Raw genomic sequence first — 14,114 nt, forward strand, 5'->3', positions numbered from 1 at the left:
AGGGCGCGTCAGACAACACTCATTAGGGCGCTATTGATCTCGCGCCGGACAGTCGTTCAATGGATACACTTCAAGCCCGGCAGGACAGCGTTCTGCGCCATCCCGGCTATCTGAATTTCGCCGCTTCCCGTGTCTTTTCCTCCCTGTCATTCCAATGCGTCGCCATCGCGATGGGCTGGATGATCTACGATCAGACCCATAGTGCCTTCGCGTTGGCCCTTGTCGGCCTCTGCCAGTTCCTGCCCATGGTCTTGCTGACCTTTGTCGTGGGCCACGTCGCCGACCGTTTCGACCGGCGGCGCATCGGCCTGGCGTGTCAGTTGATCCAGGCGGTCGTCTCGGCGTTGCTGGCGGTTGGTTGCTGGCAGAACTGGCTGGCGCCAGCTGGAATACTCTCGGCTGTCACGATCCTTGGAGCGACAGTCGCCTTCGAGCGACCAACCATGGCGGCGCTGCTTCCAAGCATCATGCCGTCGTCGATGCTGCAGCGGGCGATCGCAACCTCGACCTCGATGATGCAGACAGCGCTGATTGTCGGCCCGTCGCTGGGCGGACTGCTCTATGGTATCGACCCCGTTGCGCCCTTCGTGGTCGCAAGCGTGCTCTTTGCGATCGCAAGCATCAACGTCATCTCCATCAGAATGGAATGGACACCGGCCAAGCGCGAACCGGTGACCCTTACATCGATCTTCGCCGGTGTATCCTTCATCAAGAGCCGACCGGTCATGCTGGGGACCATCTCGCTCGATCTCTTTGCCGTTCTCCTCGGCGGGGCGACCGCGCTGCTGCCGATGTTTGCCCGTGACATTCTCCATGCCGGACCGTGGGGGCTTGGGCTGCTGCGTGCCGCGCCTGCGATTGGGGCGCTGGGCATGTCCATCGTTCTGGCGCGGCGTCCGCTGACCAGCAAGGTCGGTGCCAAGATGCTCTCGGCCGTCGCGGTGTTTGGCGTCGCGACGGTGGTTTTCGCGCTGTCGACGAATATCGCGCTGTCGATCGCCGCCTTGCTGGTGGTCGGTGCGTCCGACACGGTCAGCGTTGTCGTGCGCAGCTCCCTTGTGCAGCTGCTGACCCCGGACGAGATGCGCGGCCGTGTCAATGCCGTCAATTCGCTCTTCATCGGGACGTCCAACCAGCTTGGTGAATTCGAATCCGGCATGCTCGCGGGCATCATGGGTCCGGTTGCAGCCGGTGTGATCGGCGGCGTCGGCACAATCGTTGTGGTGCTCTTGTGGGCGAGACTGTTCCCCGATCTTCGTAAGGTCAAGACATTGCAAGGCTAATCCGAAGCCTCGCTGGCCAAGCAGAAGGTGGCTTTCCGCCTGCCTTGCGGCACATTTGTTTTCGGGTGCGCGGAACTTTTCTTCAAGCGCCGAGTTATCACCGGCTAAACACCTTGAGGGAAACATGTCAGCGACGGCTTCGACTGCGACGATCGCGTCCGCCTACGATGAGCGATATCGCCATAACGTAGGGGGACTGGCGGACTATACGATCTATTTCCTGGATGCCGCAGGCAGCGTCAGCAGCTGGGATGCCGCCGCTGAACGGGCGAACGGATATTCCAAGAGCGAAATCATCGGCCGCAGTTTCCTGTGCTTTTACTCACCCGAAGACCGTGCTGTGGGGCTCCCTGAGCGGGCGCTGGCCACCGCCCGGCTCGATGGTCGCTCGCAAAGCGAAGGCTGGCGTCTGAGGCAGGACGGCACGCGCTATTGGGCGAGTGCGATTATTGACGCCGTCTGGGGCGCGTCGGGCGATATCCTCGGTTTCGCGGTCCTCACCCAGGATCTCTCGGAACGCAAGACGGCTCAATCGGAGCTTCAGCAGAGCGAGAAGCAATTTCAGCTGCTGGTCCAAGGCGTCACCGACTACGCAATCTATATGCTCGATCCCGGTGGCCATGTTTCGAGCTGGAACTCGGGAGCCGAACGCATCAAGGGTTACACCGACTGCGAGATCGTCGGAAAACACTTTTCGACCTTCTACACGGAAGAGGATCGGGCCGCTAACATGCCTGGCAAGGCCCTGCAGACAGCGTCCGACGTCGGCCGGTTTGAGAAGGAAGGGTGGCGGGTCCGCAAGGATGGCTCGCGGTTCTGGGCCAGTGTCGTCATCGACGCCATTCGCGACGGCGACGGGCGCCTTCTGGGCTACGCCAAGATAACGCGCGACATCACGGAAAAGCTGAATGCGCAGAATGCGCTGGAGCGCGCGCGCGAGGAACTTTTTCACGCCCAGAAGATGGAAGCGGTGGGTCAGCTCACCGGCGGTATCGCGCACGACTTCAACAACTTGCTGACCGCAGTGCTGGGGAGCCTGGAGATCGCCCGCAAGCGTGCCGCCGACGGCCAGGACATCACGCCGCTGCTCGACAATGCGATCCAGGGCGCGCAGCGCGGCGCCAGCCTCACGCAGCGGATGCTGGCCTTCTCACGGCGGCAGGAGCTCAAGCTGGTCGCCGTAGACGTCATCGATCTCATTCAGGGCATGATGGACATGCTACAGCGCTCGATCGGCCCCACGATCTCGATCGAGAGCCGATTCGCCGCCGCGCTGCCGTTGGTAACGTCCGACCCCAACCAGCTTGAGAGTGCCATCCTGAATCTTGTCGTGAACGCGCGCGACGCGATGCCAGATGGAGGTGCCCTTGTTCTATCCGCGCGCCCGGTCAAGGTGGGTCCAAATGATGCCTCCCAGCTGAATCCCGGAGGGTATGTCTGCCTGTCGATAGAGGACTCGGGGCAGGGAATGGACGCTGAGACGCTTCAGAACTCCACCACGCCATTCTTTACGACGAAGGGCGTGGGCAAGGGGACGGGGCTCGGCCTCTCCATGGTGCAGGGCCTGATGGGACAATCCGGCGGCAAACTCGTCCTGCGGTCCTTTGTTGGGAGGGGGACGGTCGCAGAGCTGTGGCTTCCAGTGGCCGAGGACGGCCAGGAGAAGGAGCCAGCACCAAGTGACGCCCCGACGACGAGCGTAGACCAAGCCCTGACGGTGCTTGCGGTCGACGACGATGCTCTGGTGCTGATGAACACCGTACTCATGCTGGAGGACCTAGGATACACCGTGGTCGAGGCCCACTCGGCGCGCAAGGCGCTCGACGTTTTCCAGAGCAGCGGTCCGTTCGATCTCATCATCACCGACCACGCGATGCCCGGCATGACCGGATCGCAGCTGGCAGCCGAAATCAGGAAGCTGCAGCCAGATATGAAAATGGTGCTCGCCACCGGTTATGCGGAATTGCCCCCTGGCGGAGACGAGAAGCTGCTGCGGTTGGCAAAGCCATTCACCCAGGCACAGCTCGCTTCGGTGATCGCAAAAGCGATGACTGAGCCGACTGCGCTGAACTGAGGATGGGCGCGCCGCCGATGGCGCGCTTTCGTATCCATTTGATTTCAGGAAATAAAAAAGGTCTGCATTTTTCAATGCAGACCTTTTGAAACTGGCTCCCCGGGCCGGATTCGAACCGGCGACCTGTCGATTAACAGTCGAATGCTCTACCGCTGAGCTACCAGGGATCACCGCTCGCCGCGGTGTGAGTGGGCTAATACAAATGCTTGGCCGATTTGCCAAGCAGTTTTTTCAAAAAAATGACATTCGCTTGTATTCAGTTTGGTTATCCCCATCTCCTGTGGATGACTGACCAACGCACGAACCCCGGAAAACAAGGCGCCAGGCGCTTTGGCATCGATCATTCCACCGGCCACATCGTTATGGGTCCAACACGCATCCCGCTGCCACGATCGCGCGCTGCCCGCATGTCGATCGGCGGTTTGCTCGTTATTGGGGGATGTCTGGGGTTTTTGCCGATTCTCGGCTTCTGGATGATTCCACTTGGATTCGTCGTCTTGTCGCACGACCTGCACGCCGCCCGTCGGATGAGGCGGCGCTTCTCCGTGTGGTGGGAAAAGAGGCGGAAGTCCCGCCTCTGATCAGGCAAAGAGGCCCGCAGCCCAATAGAAGGCCGCAGCAATGAGCGCTGCAGCAGGAAGGGTCACGACCCAGGCGACCACGATGTTGCCCGCCAGGCCCCAGCGTACGGCCGACACGCGCCGTGCAGCACCCACGCCGATGATCGCACCGGTGATGGTATGGGTGGTCGAGACGGGGATACCGAGCCACGTCGCACCAAACAGCGTCAGCGCGCCGCCCGTTTCAGCGCAAAAGCCCTGCATCGGATTGAGCCGGGTGATCTTGGAACCCATCGTATGGACGATTCGCCACCCTCCGAAGAGCGTGCCGAGCGCCATTGCCGACTGGCAGGAGAGCACGACCCAGAGAGGCACATGGAAGCTGCCGCCAAGATATCCTTGCGAATAGAGCAGGATGGCGATGATACCCATCGTCTTCTGCGCATCGTTGCCGCCGTGTCCGAGCGAATAGAGCGACGCGGACACGAACTGAAGGATGCGGAAGGTTCGGTCGACGGCGAATGGCGTCTGTCGAACAAAGATCCAGGAAACTACAAGCACCAGGAAGAGCGCCAGCAGGAAACCGATCATCGGCGACATGACGATCGCGCCGGCGGTTTTCAGCAGGCCGCTCCACACGATGGAGCTGAAGCCGACCTTGGCAAGTCCTGCACCGACAAGGCCGCCGACCAACGCATGCGAGGAACTGGACGGGATGCCGAAGACCCAGGTGACGATGTTCCACACGATCGCACCCATCAGCGCGGCAAAGATCACGAGCGGCGAGACAATGGCCGGGTCGATGATGCCGGTGCCCAGCGTCTCGGCGACATGCAGCCCGAAGAACAGGAATGCGATGAAATTGAAGAAGGCTGCCCACAGGACCGCGTATTGCGGGCGAAGCACCCGCGTCGAAACGATCGTGGCGATCGAGTTTGCCGCGTCGTGAAGACCGTTCAGGAAATCGAAGAACAACGCAACCGCGATCAGGCCGGCGAGCAGCGGGAAGGCGAGGGTGGCATCCATCAGACGTTCTCGATCACGATGCCGCTGATTTCGTTGGCAACGTCTTCGAACCGGTCGACGACCTTCTCCAGTTCGCCGTAAATCTCGCTGCCGATGATGTAGGCCATGGGATTGGAGCTGCCGTGGCGGAGGAAAAGCTCCTTCAGCCCGCGGTCGTGCAGATCATCGGAATGACCTTCGACCCGCGTGACCTCTTCGGCGATCGCCGTGAGGCGCGGCGCATTGGCGTTGATCCGGTCGAGAAGCGGGATCGCTTCGGCAACGAGGTGCGCAGCCTTGACGATGGCGCTTCCCATTTCCTGCATGCGCGGGTCGAACTCCTTCTGCTCGAACAGGCGTATCGTCTTGACGGTCTTGTGCATCATGTCGATGGCGTCGTCCATCGACTGGATCAGATCCTTGATGTCGACCCGGTCGAACGGCGTGATGAAGCTGCGGCGGACTGCCTGCAGGACTTCGCGGGTAATGTCGTCTGCCTCGTTCTCGAGCGCGACGATGCGTTCGCAGTGACGCTCCGTGTCTTTGCCCGACAGCAATTCGTTCAATGCTTCGGCCGCGCCAACAATCGTGCGCGAGTGTTGGGCGAAGAGGTCGAAAAACCGGTCCTCTCGCGGCAGAAGTTTACGAAACCAGCTGAGCATACTATCCATCCGTGTGCTAATTTTTAGAGGCCCGTCATAAAATAGCGTGACATGCAATAAAAGTGTCACAATTGGACCAGAGCGATTCTTTTTCTGTTTGTTGCCTGCGGTTGCTTTCAAGCCACAAGCGGGATCCGACATGGAACATGCAGAGCCGCAACGCGTTGAAATGATAGGCGCAACAGCGCTATCGTTTCGCATCGCGTTGAAAGGCTAGGAAAATGAAACGGCTTGCGACAATCGTTTTGGCTATGGCGACGGCCTTTTCAGGCGTCTCGCCGGCATTCGCTGAGAACTCCCGGGACGAGCAGTCGGTGCAGAGCCGCGGCACATTTGGCGATTCAGGCGTCGACAATCATCGTTCGAATGGCTGCAACATTTATCGGTGCGGTGGACGATATCGGCACGGCTACAACAATCGGTACTATAACAACCGATACTATGGCAACCGCTACTACGGTCGGCATTACAACCATGACTACGACAATACTGGCGCGATCATCGGCGGCCTCGCTGCCGGCGCACTGCTCGGTGGCCTGATCGCTTCGCAGCCTTACGCTCGTTCGAGCGGGAACCCGCACGTCGACTGGTGCTACAGCCGCTATCGCTCGTATCGGGCTTACGATAACACCTATCAGCCGTATTACGGCCCGCGTCGCCAGTGTGTGTCGCCGTGATTGGAGGCATGGGCGCGCAGGCGACCGAATTTGAGCCTGCGTGGCCGGCCTCACACGTCGTGCTCGTACAGAACGAAACGAAGCACATCGAAGCTTTCTCGTAAGTTTCCGGCTAGCGCTTCCGTCATCACCGGTCTGTGACTTCGCCATCGCAAATCGAATGTGAAAATCCTGCGATCGTCCGCTCCCTGTCTGGTCGCTGTAAACCGAACCTCGCAATTGTATTGAGCCAGCGCCTTCGCAAGGCTATCCGCAGCAAGATCTGTCGCTGTCAGAACTTCGACTTTCGCCCGATGTCGCCTCGGCAACCAATCTTCCAGCGCTTTCAATGGGGATAGGAAAACGAACGCGACCGCCGTGCCTACGATGTCGATCTGTCCTCCACCGAAGCAAAGGCCAATCGCTGTCATGGCCCAGATAGTCGCCGCGGTGGTGACGCCGGTGACCAGATTGCCGCGGTGAAGAACCGCACCGCCGCCGATGAAACCAACACCGGTCAGAACGCCCAGAGCGAAACGCAAGACCTCCATGCGCGCGAAAGCCGGAATGCTCCGTTCCCTCGACGATCAGCTAGGCATTGGCCTGGAGCATGGCCAAACACGCGGCCAGTCCAACGAGGACAGTCGTTCTAAAGCCGGCCGCATGGCCGCCCTGTTCTCGATTGATTCCGATGAGGGATGCCGCAATCACGGTCAGCAGGATCCGTAGCAGAATATCGGCCCACGCCAGTTGCTCCGACATCCTGTTCATCATTGCGTCTGCGAGCCACATCTAAACGGGCCTTTGTTGCGCTGGGATCCTAGAACGCCCCGCCGAACCTGTGTTCTGGGTGCAGGCCCGGCAGGGACGCCGGCACTTTGGAGCACGGCGAACGAAGGATGTGCGTGCGTTCGTCCGCCGCTATCCCAGGAGTTGACCGCAGGTGGCTGACCCAGCGATCATAACCTCAACTGTTAGGGAGGGTGCTTGTTCCACCAGATTCCAAAAAGCCGGCCGGAAGGCGGCGACCGTTGGACCGCCGCGGAAATCGCTACCCCGCATATCACTAATCCCCGAGCGTTTTCTGTCGAACGAAGACCTCGCTTCAGAGTGCCGAACCCTCATTCAAGGCAATCAGCGAGGTTTTGCTCCATCTCGCTCGCGATCGACGTGTCGCGTCGCCGGGACTGCACGAGATCGATCGCAACGGTCAGCGCGCGGCGACCTTGGCCGCTGTCGATATCGAATCCATGTTTCGCACACCATTCGCGGACAGCGTCAATCACGAGTTCGATTTTTTGGTCGGATAGGGAAATAAGGGATTGCAACATTTGGCTGCTCCTCCGTTCGACGGCAAGAGCACTTAGCAACTCCCAAGCGGCCTCTACCATTCGCATTGGGGCCGATATCGGTAGTGTACTCTCAATCCTGGGGAAAGACAGGATTCATTTCAGGCCCGTTGGCTGAGTTCTTGGGCGGTTTGGCCGCCAGCTACGATCGGCGCTGGCGGCAAGGGCAGGCTGGGCAGATGCCACAGCATCGGCGCTTCCCATTGCGGAAGGCTCGCTTCAGGTCACTTGTTCTGAAGCAGCCAGATCTTTCCAGCCATCGATATCCCGTAAACATCAGTCAGGCCGTCGTCGCTCACATGCCGCCGTTCCAGCAGACCTGGTTCTACAAGTTCGACCAGGGTTTTCGCGGTGACGGTCTTGATCTTTTGCGGACGCTCTTTCCAGCGATCGGACTTGGCGTAGGTCACCGTCGCGTTCTCGTGTGTCCACTTGCTTGCAGGCTGAGGATACAAATCTCCATCCCGAGCGAGTTTCAGTCCAGCAATCTGGGATGGGGTCAGTTCAATCATGTCCGAAATCCTCTTGCGTCCTGCGTTCCGTGTTTGACGGCGTCGCCGCATGCCTTTGAAAATCAAAGCGCGTGCAGGAAAGATGCGATACGCAATTGCCTGGCAGTCAAAGTGATCCGCAGGCAAATCATTGATTTAATTGGTGAAAGTTGTTGGAGGCCTCGCCCGGAATTGAACCGGGGTACAAGGATTTGCAGTCCTCTGCGTCACCACTCCGCCACGAGGCCTCACGACACTTGGTTTGTTCAAGCGTTGGCGGGCATTTAGAATGAATAGAAATCGAGTGCAAGAGGGTTGTTGAAATTCCGCCAAGGATTTTGGATTGGAGGCAGGCTCCACAAAGCAAAATGCCCGGGAAGGGGCCGCTCGGTGGCCTTTAGTTGGCTGTTCGCACCAGTCCCATTGGCGAAATGCCGTTCATCACGACATTCGGCGCTCCAATGCTCACCAATGGAATCAGGAGCACGATCACCAGCAGCGCGAAAATGAAAAAACCGCCCAACACATTAGCTCTGTTCAATTATGACCACCGATCACTTTATCAATGAGCCTGAATCATCGCCTTAAATGCTGACAAGCGCCTGAATGGACGCCTCTGGATTGCCCGAAGGAAAATATGCGCGCATGGCGACCGCGCGCCTAGCGGCGTCGGTCGCTTGTGGAAGGGTATCGAGCTGTCACTCCGGCTGTTCAGCCGTGCTCGCGACCCCAAAGCCCGCCAAAAACAATGGCGATGAGCGTTGCCAAGATGAAGAAATCGAACAATGAGAAATATTCAACGACGGTTGACATGGTATTCTCCTCCTAGTTCCTCCGGTTGCAATAATACCACATCGCGGGCCTTTGTTCCATCGGTTACGCCTTCGCCGTTGCGCGGAAGAGACCTATTACCCGAATTCTTGCCGCAGCCGGTCAGGAAGCCTTGAAAGCCTGTTCCCCTGAGATTAAGAGACGAGCAGACAAAACCGCTTTTCACTGGGCGAGAGGGCATGATGAATTTCGAAACGGCACGCGCAAACATGGTCGACAACCAGATCCGTACGACGGACGTCACCTCGCATTCCGTGCTGACGGCTTTTCTCGCGGTGCCGCGCGAAGCATTCGTACCGGAAAAGTCGAAGGCGCTTGCCTATCTCGACAACGATGTTGAAATCTGTCCGGCAGCAGGCGGCCAGCCTGCTCGCTTTCTGATGCAGCCATCGCCGCTTGCCAAGCTCCTGCAGCTTGCCGCAATCGGCAAGGACGATGTCGTTCTCGATGTCGGCTGTGGCACGGGGTATGTTTCGGCTCTTCTGGCTCTGCTCGCTGGATCGGTCGTTGCCGTTGAAGAGGATGAGGCGCTAGCCGAAGCCGCCAAGGCAAACCTTGCTTCCTATGCGAACGTCTCCGTGGTTGCGGGCCCCCTCGCCAAGGGCAACACCTCTGGCGCCCCCTATGATCTGATCTTCGTCAACGGTTCGGTCGAAGAGGTTCCGGCCACGTTGCTCTCGCAGCTTCGCGACGGCGGTCGTCTCGTGACCGTTCAGGGATACGGCGGTTCGGCACGCGCCAAGGTTTTCACCAGCGAACGCGGCGCGGTGTCCGAGAACGTCTTTTTCAATGCTTCCGTGAAGCCGCTCCCCGGTTTCGCCAAGGCTCGCGAATTCGTATTCTGAGCTTGATTGAAGCAGGCAATTGAACGCGGGCACCTTGGGTGCCCGTTTTTATTTCTGCCGCCGGTGCGCATTGATCTGTAACGGCGGAGAAAACTGTGCATTGCGGCATTCATTTGATTCGCGATGATTTTTTTCCCCATTCGGCTATCCTACAGTCTGGGTGATTCGGATGCCCACTCCACGCAATCCGGTCGTTGTTTCTGAATAACGGGGATAGATATGGCTCAGCCAAGCGTAGCGCGTGAACCGTCCATGGAAGAGATTCTGGCGTCGATCCGCCAGATCATCGAGAGCAATGAGCCGGGTGCCGGTCGGGCACTTTCGGCTTCGCTGCCGCCGGTTTACGGCAACGATGACGAGCGCGACTCTGACATCCATCTGACGGTCGACCAGGCATACGCGGGCGTCGAGTTCCCCGAAACCGTGCCGCAGCCTGACCCGCGCTTCGTCGCTGCGAATTCCGCGGGATCGGCGCCGGTTCCTGACGCACCGGCACGCGCAATGTCGCTTGCCGATGTTGCCGCACGTGTCCGCGCTGCTTCCGAGCGAAACGCCGCGCAGCTTCGCGAAGTGCCGCCGGCATTCCGCCAGCCTGAAGTGCGGGCCGAGGCGCCTGTGCATATGTTCGAGCCGCCCCAGGCTGCCGTCGAAACGAACCGTCCTGTTGAGGCTGTTATCGAACCGGCGCCATTGCCGCAGATCGTGGAGGCGCCTGCTGAAGTGCCGGCCCCGGTCGTTTCCCCGCAGCCGGCATTCGCCGAAGCTGTCGAGCCGACGCCGGCCGTTTCTATTGCAGCTCCGATGTCGGAACGCCTGCTTCCCAGCATCGTCGAAGAGACGCAGCAGTCGCTGCTTTCACAGGATGCCGGTTTGCAGATCGCCCGTTCGTTTGAAGAGCTTGCAGCCGCTATCGATGGCGCAGAGCGCCGTTCGCTTGATGAGATCGCCGAGGACATGCTGCGTCCCATGCTGCGCGACTGGCTGGACGACAATCTGCCGACCTTGGTCGAACGCCTCGTGCGCGAAGAAATCGAGCGGGTGGCGCGCGGTCCCCGCCGCTGAGCGGACCAGTCTTTCTCTGAAGAGCCGCTCCGGTAACCGGGGCGGCTTTTTTATTGACTTGCCCGCAACCATCCTATTTACAACCCGCATCATAGAACCTCTCCAGATCTGGTCCCCAAATGCTCGATAAGACCTACGATTCCGCCGCCGTTGAACCCAAAATCGCTGCGAAATGGGATGAAGCGGACGCTTTCCGCGCGGGCGCGAATGCCAAGCCGGGCGCTGATACCTTCACGATCGTCATCCCCCCGCCGAACGTTACCGGTTCGCTGCACATGGGCCATGCGCTGAACAATACGCTGCAGGACATCATGGTCCGTTTCGAGCGCATGCGCGGCAAGGACGTGCTGTGGCAGCCTGGCATGGACCACGCCGGCATCGCCACGCAGATGGTCGTCGAGCGCAAGCTGATGGAGCAGCAGCTTCCCAGCCGCCGCGAAATGGGCCGCGAAGCTTTCATCGAAAAGGTTTGGGAGTGGAAGAACGAGTCGGGCGGTCTGATCTTCAATCAGTTGAAGCGCCTTGGCGCCTCGTGTGACTGGTCCCGCGAACGCTTCACCATGGACGAGGGCCTCTCAGAGGCTGTTTTGGAAGTCTTCGTCACGCTCTACAAGCAGGGTCTGATCTACAAGGACAAGCGTCTCGTCAACTGGGATCCGAAGCTGCTGACGGCCATCTCCGATCTCGAGGTCGAGCAGGTCGAGGTGAAGGGAAACCTCTGGCACCTGCGCTATCCGCTTGAACCCGGCGTCACCTACGAGCATCCGGTCGCCTTCAACGAAGACGGTCAGCCGACCGAATGGGAAACCCGCGACTATCTGGTTGTCGCCACAACGCGTCCTGAAACGATGCTCGGCGACACCGGTGTTGCCGTCAATCCCGAGGATGAGCGCTACAAGGGCATCATCGGCAAGCACGTCATCCTGCCGATCGTTGGCCGCAGGATACCGATCGTCGCCGACGCTTATGCAGATCCGACGACCGGCACGGGCGCGGTCAAGCTCACGCCCGCCCACGACTTCAATGACTTCGACGTCGGCAAGCGTGCGGGGCTGCGCGCCATCAATATCCTGAACATCGATGGCACCATCACGATCAAGGAAAACGAGGACTTCCTGGAAGGCCTCGACAATCCGGCGGCGCTGCACGGTGCGTGGGATCGACTGGAAGGTCAGGATCGCTTTACGGCGCGCAAGTTCATCGTCGAGATCTTCGAGGAAGCGGGCCTGCTGGACAAGATCGAGCCGCACAAGCACATGGTCCCTCATGGCGACCGTGGCGGCGTGCCGATCGAGCCGCGGCTGACCGAGCAGTGGTATGTCGACGCCCAAACGCTGGCGGAGCCTGCGATCGCCTCCGTCCGCGATGGCCGCACCAACTTCGTGCCGAAGAACTGGGACAAGACCTACTACGAGTGGATGGAAAACATTCAGCCGTGGTGCATCTCCCGCCAGCTCTGGTGGGGACATCAGATCCCGGCGTGGTATGGTCCCGACGGACAGGTCTTCGTCGAGAAGACCGAAGAAGAAGCCTTGCAGGCCGCGATCCAGCACTATCTCTCGCACGAAGGTCCGATGAAGGCCTACGTCGAGGACCTGCTTGAAAACTTCAAGCCCGGCGAAATCCTGACGCGCGACGAAGATGTGCTCGACACTTGGTTCTCGTCGGCGCTTTGGCCATTCTCGACGCTCGGCTGGCCCGAGCAGACGCCGGAACTGGCGCGTTACTACCCGACCAACGTCCTTGTCACCGGCTTCGACATCATCTTCTTCTGGGTCGCCCGCATGATGATGATGGGCCTTCACTTCATGAAGGATGAGGACGGCGTTCCGGTCGAGCCTTTCAACACCGTCTACGTTCACGCGCTGGTTCGCGACAAGAACGGTCAGAAGATGTCGAAGTCGAAGGGCAACGTCATCGATCCGCTGGAACTGATCGACGAGTACGGCGCCGACGCGCTGCGCTTCACGCTGGCGATCATGGCCGCCCAGGGGCGCGACGTGAAGCTCGATCCGGCCCGCATCGCCGGATACCGCAACTTCGGCACCAAACTCTGGAACGCCACCCGCTTTGCCGAGATGAACGGCGCCAAGAGCGATCCGCACTTCGTTCCCGAGGCGGCGGAGCTGACGATCAACCGCTGGATACTAACGGAACTGGCCCGCACAGAGCGCGATGTGACAGAAGCGCTGGAGGCCTACCGCTTCAATGATGCGGCTGGCGCGCTCTATCGCTTCGTCTGGAACCAGGTTTGTGACTGGTACCTTGAACTGCTGAAGCCGGTTTTCAGCGGCACGGACGAAGGCGCCAAGAAGGAAGCACAGGCGTGCAGCGCTTACATTCTCGAAGAGATCTACAAGCTGCTGCATCCCTTCATGCCGTTCATGACCGAGGAGCTTTGGGCCCACACGGCGGGCGAGGGTGTCGAGCGTGACAACTTGATCTGCCAAACCGAGTGGCCGGCGCCGTCCTACGCGGATGATGCGGCAGCCGACGATATCAACTGGTTGATCGACCTAGTGTCCGGTCTCCGTTCTGTTCGCGCGGAAATGAACGTGCCGCCTTCGGCGATTGCGCCACTGGTGGTTGTCAACGCCAACAGTCTGACCCGCGAACGCCTGGCTCGACACGACGCTGCGATCAAGCGGCTGGCCCGCGTCGATGGCATCTCGCTCACCCACGAAGCACCGAAGGGTGCTGCACAGATCATCGTTGGCGAAGCGACGGTCTGCCTGCCTCTCGGTACGCTGATCGATCTCGGCGCCGAGAAGGCGCGGTTGGAGAAGGCAATCGCCAAGGCCGACGGAGAGATGGCACGCATCAACGGCAAGCTCTCGAATGAGAAGTTTGTGGCCAATGCCAATCCCGAAGTCGTTGCCGCCGAGCGCGATCGTCTGGAGGAGTTGCAGGGCCAGGTGGCCAGCCTGCGGACTGCACTCTCACGTGTAGCTGAGGCATCGTAAAGTCAACGCACGGTAGTATGAAATTCTAAGGCGCCCGATACAGAATCGGGCGCCTTTTTGTTTCGCTGGACTGGTTCTGCATGTCACCTGGTGGGGATCAGGGGCTCAAAGCGCCATTTTTGCTTGATTTTGTGCGTTTTCCACGGTCCGCCGGCGAAAAATCTGAGTGTTGTTTGCAGGTTACAGATATGCCCCAGCGTGGAACGTTTGTCCGCCGATTGTGTGCAATTTTGAACATTGGTAGATTTTTTTTCTAAATGATCAAATATTTGACGTGCCCGTCAATTGATTACGTAAATGATCCATTAGCTCACTTTCCAATCGCGTCCGATC

Annotated in this window: 13 protein-coding genes and 2 tRNA genes; 7 read left to right on the forward strand and 8 right to left on the reverse strand. The window is 59.5% G+C overall.

What is annotated here, in order from left to right; all coding sequences use genetic code 11:
- Positions 1 to 59: 59 nt before the first annotated feature.
- Complete coding sequence (locus QTL94_RS17705) at positions 60 to 1,283, forward strand: MFS transporter (RefSeq protein ID WP_289802707.1); 1,224 nt, start codon at positions 60 to 62, stop codon at positions 1,281 to 1,283.
- A 124-nt stretch (positions 1,284 to 1,407) separates the two neighbouring features.
- A complete protein-coding gene (locus tag QTL94_RS17710; protein WP_289802708.1) occupies positions 1,408 to 3,357 on the forward strand; it encodes a hybrid sensor histidine kinase/response regulator in 1,950 nt (649 codons plus the stop codon).
- Positions 3,358 to 3,449: 92 nt separating this feature from the next.
- On the opposite strand, the gene QTL94_RS17715 is transcribed toward QTL94_RS17710, so the two are convergent.
- A tRNA-Asn gene (locus QTL94_RS17715) sits at positions 3,450 to 3,524 on the reverse strand.
- A 117-nt stretch (positions 3,525 to 3,641) separates the two neighbouring features.
- On the opposite strand from QTL94_RS17715, the gene QTL94_RS17720 reads away from it, so the two are divergent.
- Positions 3,642 to 3,938, forward strand: a complete 297-nt coding sequence (locus QTL94_RS17720; protein ID WP_289802868.1) for a hypothetical protein — start codon at positions 3,642 to 3,644, stop codon at positions 3,936 to 3,938.
- Here the strand turns inward: QTL94_RS17720 and QTL94_RS17725 are convergent, their stop codons facing one another.
- Both QTL94_RS17725 and QTL94_RS17730 read right to left on the reverse strand, forming a co-directional pair.
- Entirely contained in the window at positions 3,939 to 4,943 is a 1,005-nt protein-coding gene (locus tag QTL94_RS17725; protein ID WP_289802709.1) for an inorganic phosphate transporter, read from the reverse strand. It lies immediately after the preceding gene.
- Entirely contained in the window at positions 4,943 to 5,584 is a 642-nt protein-coding gene (locus QTL94_RS17730; RefSeq protein ID WP_289802710.1) for a DUF47 domain-containing protein, read from the reverse strand. Before QTL94_RS17730 ends, QTL94_RS17725 begins: the two co-directional genes overlap by 1 nt.
- Before the next feature lie 221 nt (positions 5,585 to 5,805).
- Between QTL94_RS17730 and QTL94_RS17735 the strand changes: the two genes are divergently transcribed.
- Complete coding sequence (locus tag QTL94_RS17735; RefSeq protein ID WP_289802711.1) at positions 5,806 to 6,261, forward strand: BA14K family protein; 456 nt, start codon at positions 5,806 to 5,808, stop codon at positions 6,259 to 6,261.
- Between the two features lie 50 nt (positions 6,262 to 6,311).
- Here the strand turns inward: QTL94_RS17735 and QTL94_RS28475 are convergent, their stop codons facing one another.
- The 5 genes from QTL94_RS28475 to QTL94_RS17755 form a co-directional block, all read right to left on the reverse strand.
- Positions 6,312 to 6,782 (reverse strand): MgtC/SapB family protein, encoded by a 471-nt coding sequence (locus tag QTL94_RS28475; protein ID WP_502944148.1) that lies wholly within the window; start codon positions 6,780 to 6,782, stop codon positions 6,312 to 6,314.
- A 49-nt stretch (positions 6,783 to 6,831) separates the two neighbouring features.
- Complete coding sequence (locus tag QTL94_RS28480) at positions 6,832 to 7,032, reverse strand: MgtC/SapB family protein (RefSeq protein WP_502944150.1); 201 nt, start codon at positions 7,030 to 7,032, stop codon at positions 6,832 to 6,834.
- A 329-nt stretch (positions 7,033 to 7,361) separates the two neighbouring features.
- Positions 7,362 to 7,571: a hypothetical protein gene (locus QTL94_RS17745; protein ID WP_289802712.1), complete on the reverse strand. Its 210-nt coding sequence runs from the start codon at positions 7,569 to 7,571 to the stop codon at positions 7,362 to 7,364.
- 242 nt (positions 7,572 to 7,813) lie between these two features.
- Positions 7,814 to 8,101 (reverse strand): hypothetical protein, encoded by a 288-nt coding sequence (locus QTL94_RS17750; protein WP_065694224.1) that lies wholly within the window; start codon positions 8,099 to 8,101, stop codon positions 7,814 to 7,816.
- Positions 8,102 to 8,254: 153 nt separating this feature from the next.
- Positions 8,255 to 8,328 (reverse strand) — tRNA-Cys (locus QTL94_RS17755).
- A gap of 762 nt (positions 8,329 to 9,090) precedes the next feature.
- Here QTL94_RS17755 and QTL94_RS17760 point away from each other — a divergent pair.
- The 3 genes from QTL94_RS17760 to QTL94_RS17770 all read left to right on the forward strand — a co-directional run bounded on the left by QTL94_RS17760 (position 9,091) and on the right by QTL94_RS17770 (position 13,781).
- Positions 9,091 to 9,756 (forward strand): protein-L-isoaspartate O-methyltransferase family protein, encoded by a 666-nt coding sequence (locus QTL94_RS17760; RefSeq protein WP_065694225.1) that lies wholly within the window; start codon positions 9,091 to 9,093, stop codon positions 9,754 to 9,756.
- 219 nt (positions 9,757 to 9,975) lie between these two features.
- Entirely contained in the window at positions 9,976 to 10,818 is an 843-nt protein-coding gene (locus QTL94_RS17765) for a DUF2497 domain-containing protein (protein ID WP_065694226.1), read from the forward strand.
- Positions 10,819 to 10,937: 119 nt separating this feature from the next.
- On the forward strand, positions 10,938 to 13,781 hold the full coding sequence (locus QTL94_RS17770) for a valine--tRNA ligase (protein WP_289802713.1): 2,844 nt from the start codon (positions 10,938 to 10,940) through the stop codon (positions 13,779 to 13,781).
- Positions 13,782 to 14,114: the final 333 nt, after the last annotated feature.

This window comes from Rhizobium sp. S96, from assembly GCF_030382195.1.
Classification (GTDB): domain Bacteria; phylum Pseudomonadota; class Alphaproteobacteria; order Rhizobiales; family Rhizobiaceae; genus Rhizobium.

What these genes read in the sequence shown, in the direction of transcription:
- QTL94_RS17725 (WP_289802709.1), bottom strand. Translation starts at nt 4,943, where the DNA reads ATGGATGCCACCCTCGCCTTCCCGCTGCTCGCCGGCCTGATCGCGGTT.
- QTL94_RS17750 (WP_065694224.1), bottom strand. Translation starts at nt 8,101, where the DNA reads ATGATTGAACTGACCCCATCCCAGATTGCTGGACTGAAACTCGCTCGG.
- QTL94_RS17760 (WP_065694225.1), top strand. Translation starts at nt 9,091, where the DNA reads ATGATGAATTTCGAAACGGCACGCGCAAACATGGTCGACAACCAGATC.
- QTL94_RS17765 (WP_065694226.1), top strand. Translation starts at nt 9,976, where the DNA reads ATGGCTCAGCCAAGCGTAGCGCGTGAACCGTCCATGGAAGAGATTCTG.
- QTL94_RS17710 (WP_289802708.1), top strand. Translation starts at nt 1,408, where the DNA reads ATGTCAGCGACGGCTTCGACTGCGACGATCGCGTCCGCCTACGATGAG.
- QTL94_RS17705 (WP_289802707.1), top strand. Translation starts at nt 60, where the DNA reads ATGGATACACTTCAAGCCCGGCAGGACAGCGTTCTGCGCCATCCCGGC.
- QTL94_RS17720 (WP_289802868.1), top strand. Translation starts at nt 3,642, where the DNA reads ATGACTGACCAACGCACGAACCCCGGAAAACAAGGCGCCAGGCGCTTT.
- QTL94_RS17770 (WP_289802713.1), top strand. Translation starts at nt 10,938, where the DNA reads ATGCTCGATAAGACCTACGATTCCGCCGCCGTTGAACCCAAAATCGCT.
- QTL94_RS28480 (WP_502944150.1), bottom strand. Translation starts at nt 7,032, where the DNA reads ATGTGGCTCGCAGACGCAATGATGAACAGGATGTCGGAGCAACTGGCG.
- QTL94_RS17745 (WP_289802712.1), bottom strand. Translation starts at nt 7,571, where the DNA reads ATGTTGCAATCCCTTATTTCCCTATCCGACCAAAAAATCGAACTCGTG.
- QTL94_RS17730 (WP_289802710.1), bottom strand. Translation starts at nt 5,584, where the DNA reads ATGCTCAGCTGGTTTCGTAAACTTCTGCCGCGAGAGGACCGGTTTTTC.
- QTL94_RS17735 (WP_289802711.1), top strand. Translation starts at nt 5,806, where the DNA reads ATGAAACGGCTTGCGACAATCGTTTTGGCTATGGCGACGGCCTTTTCA.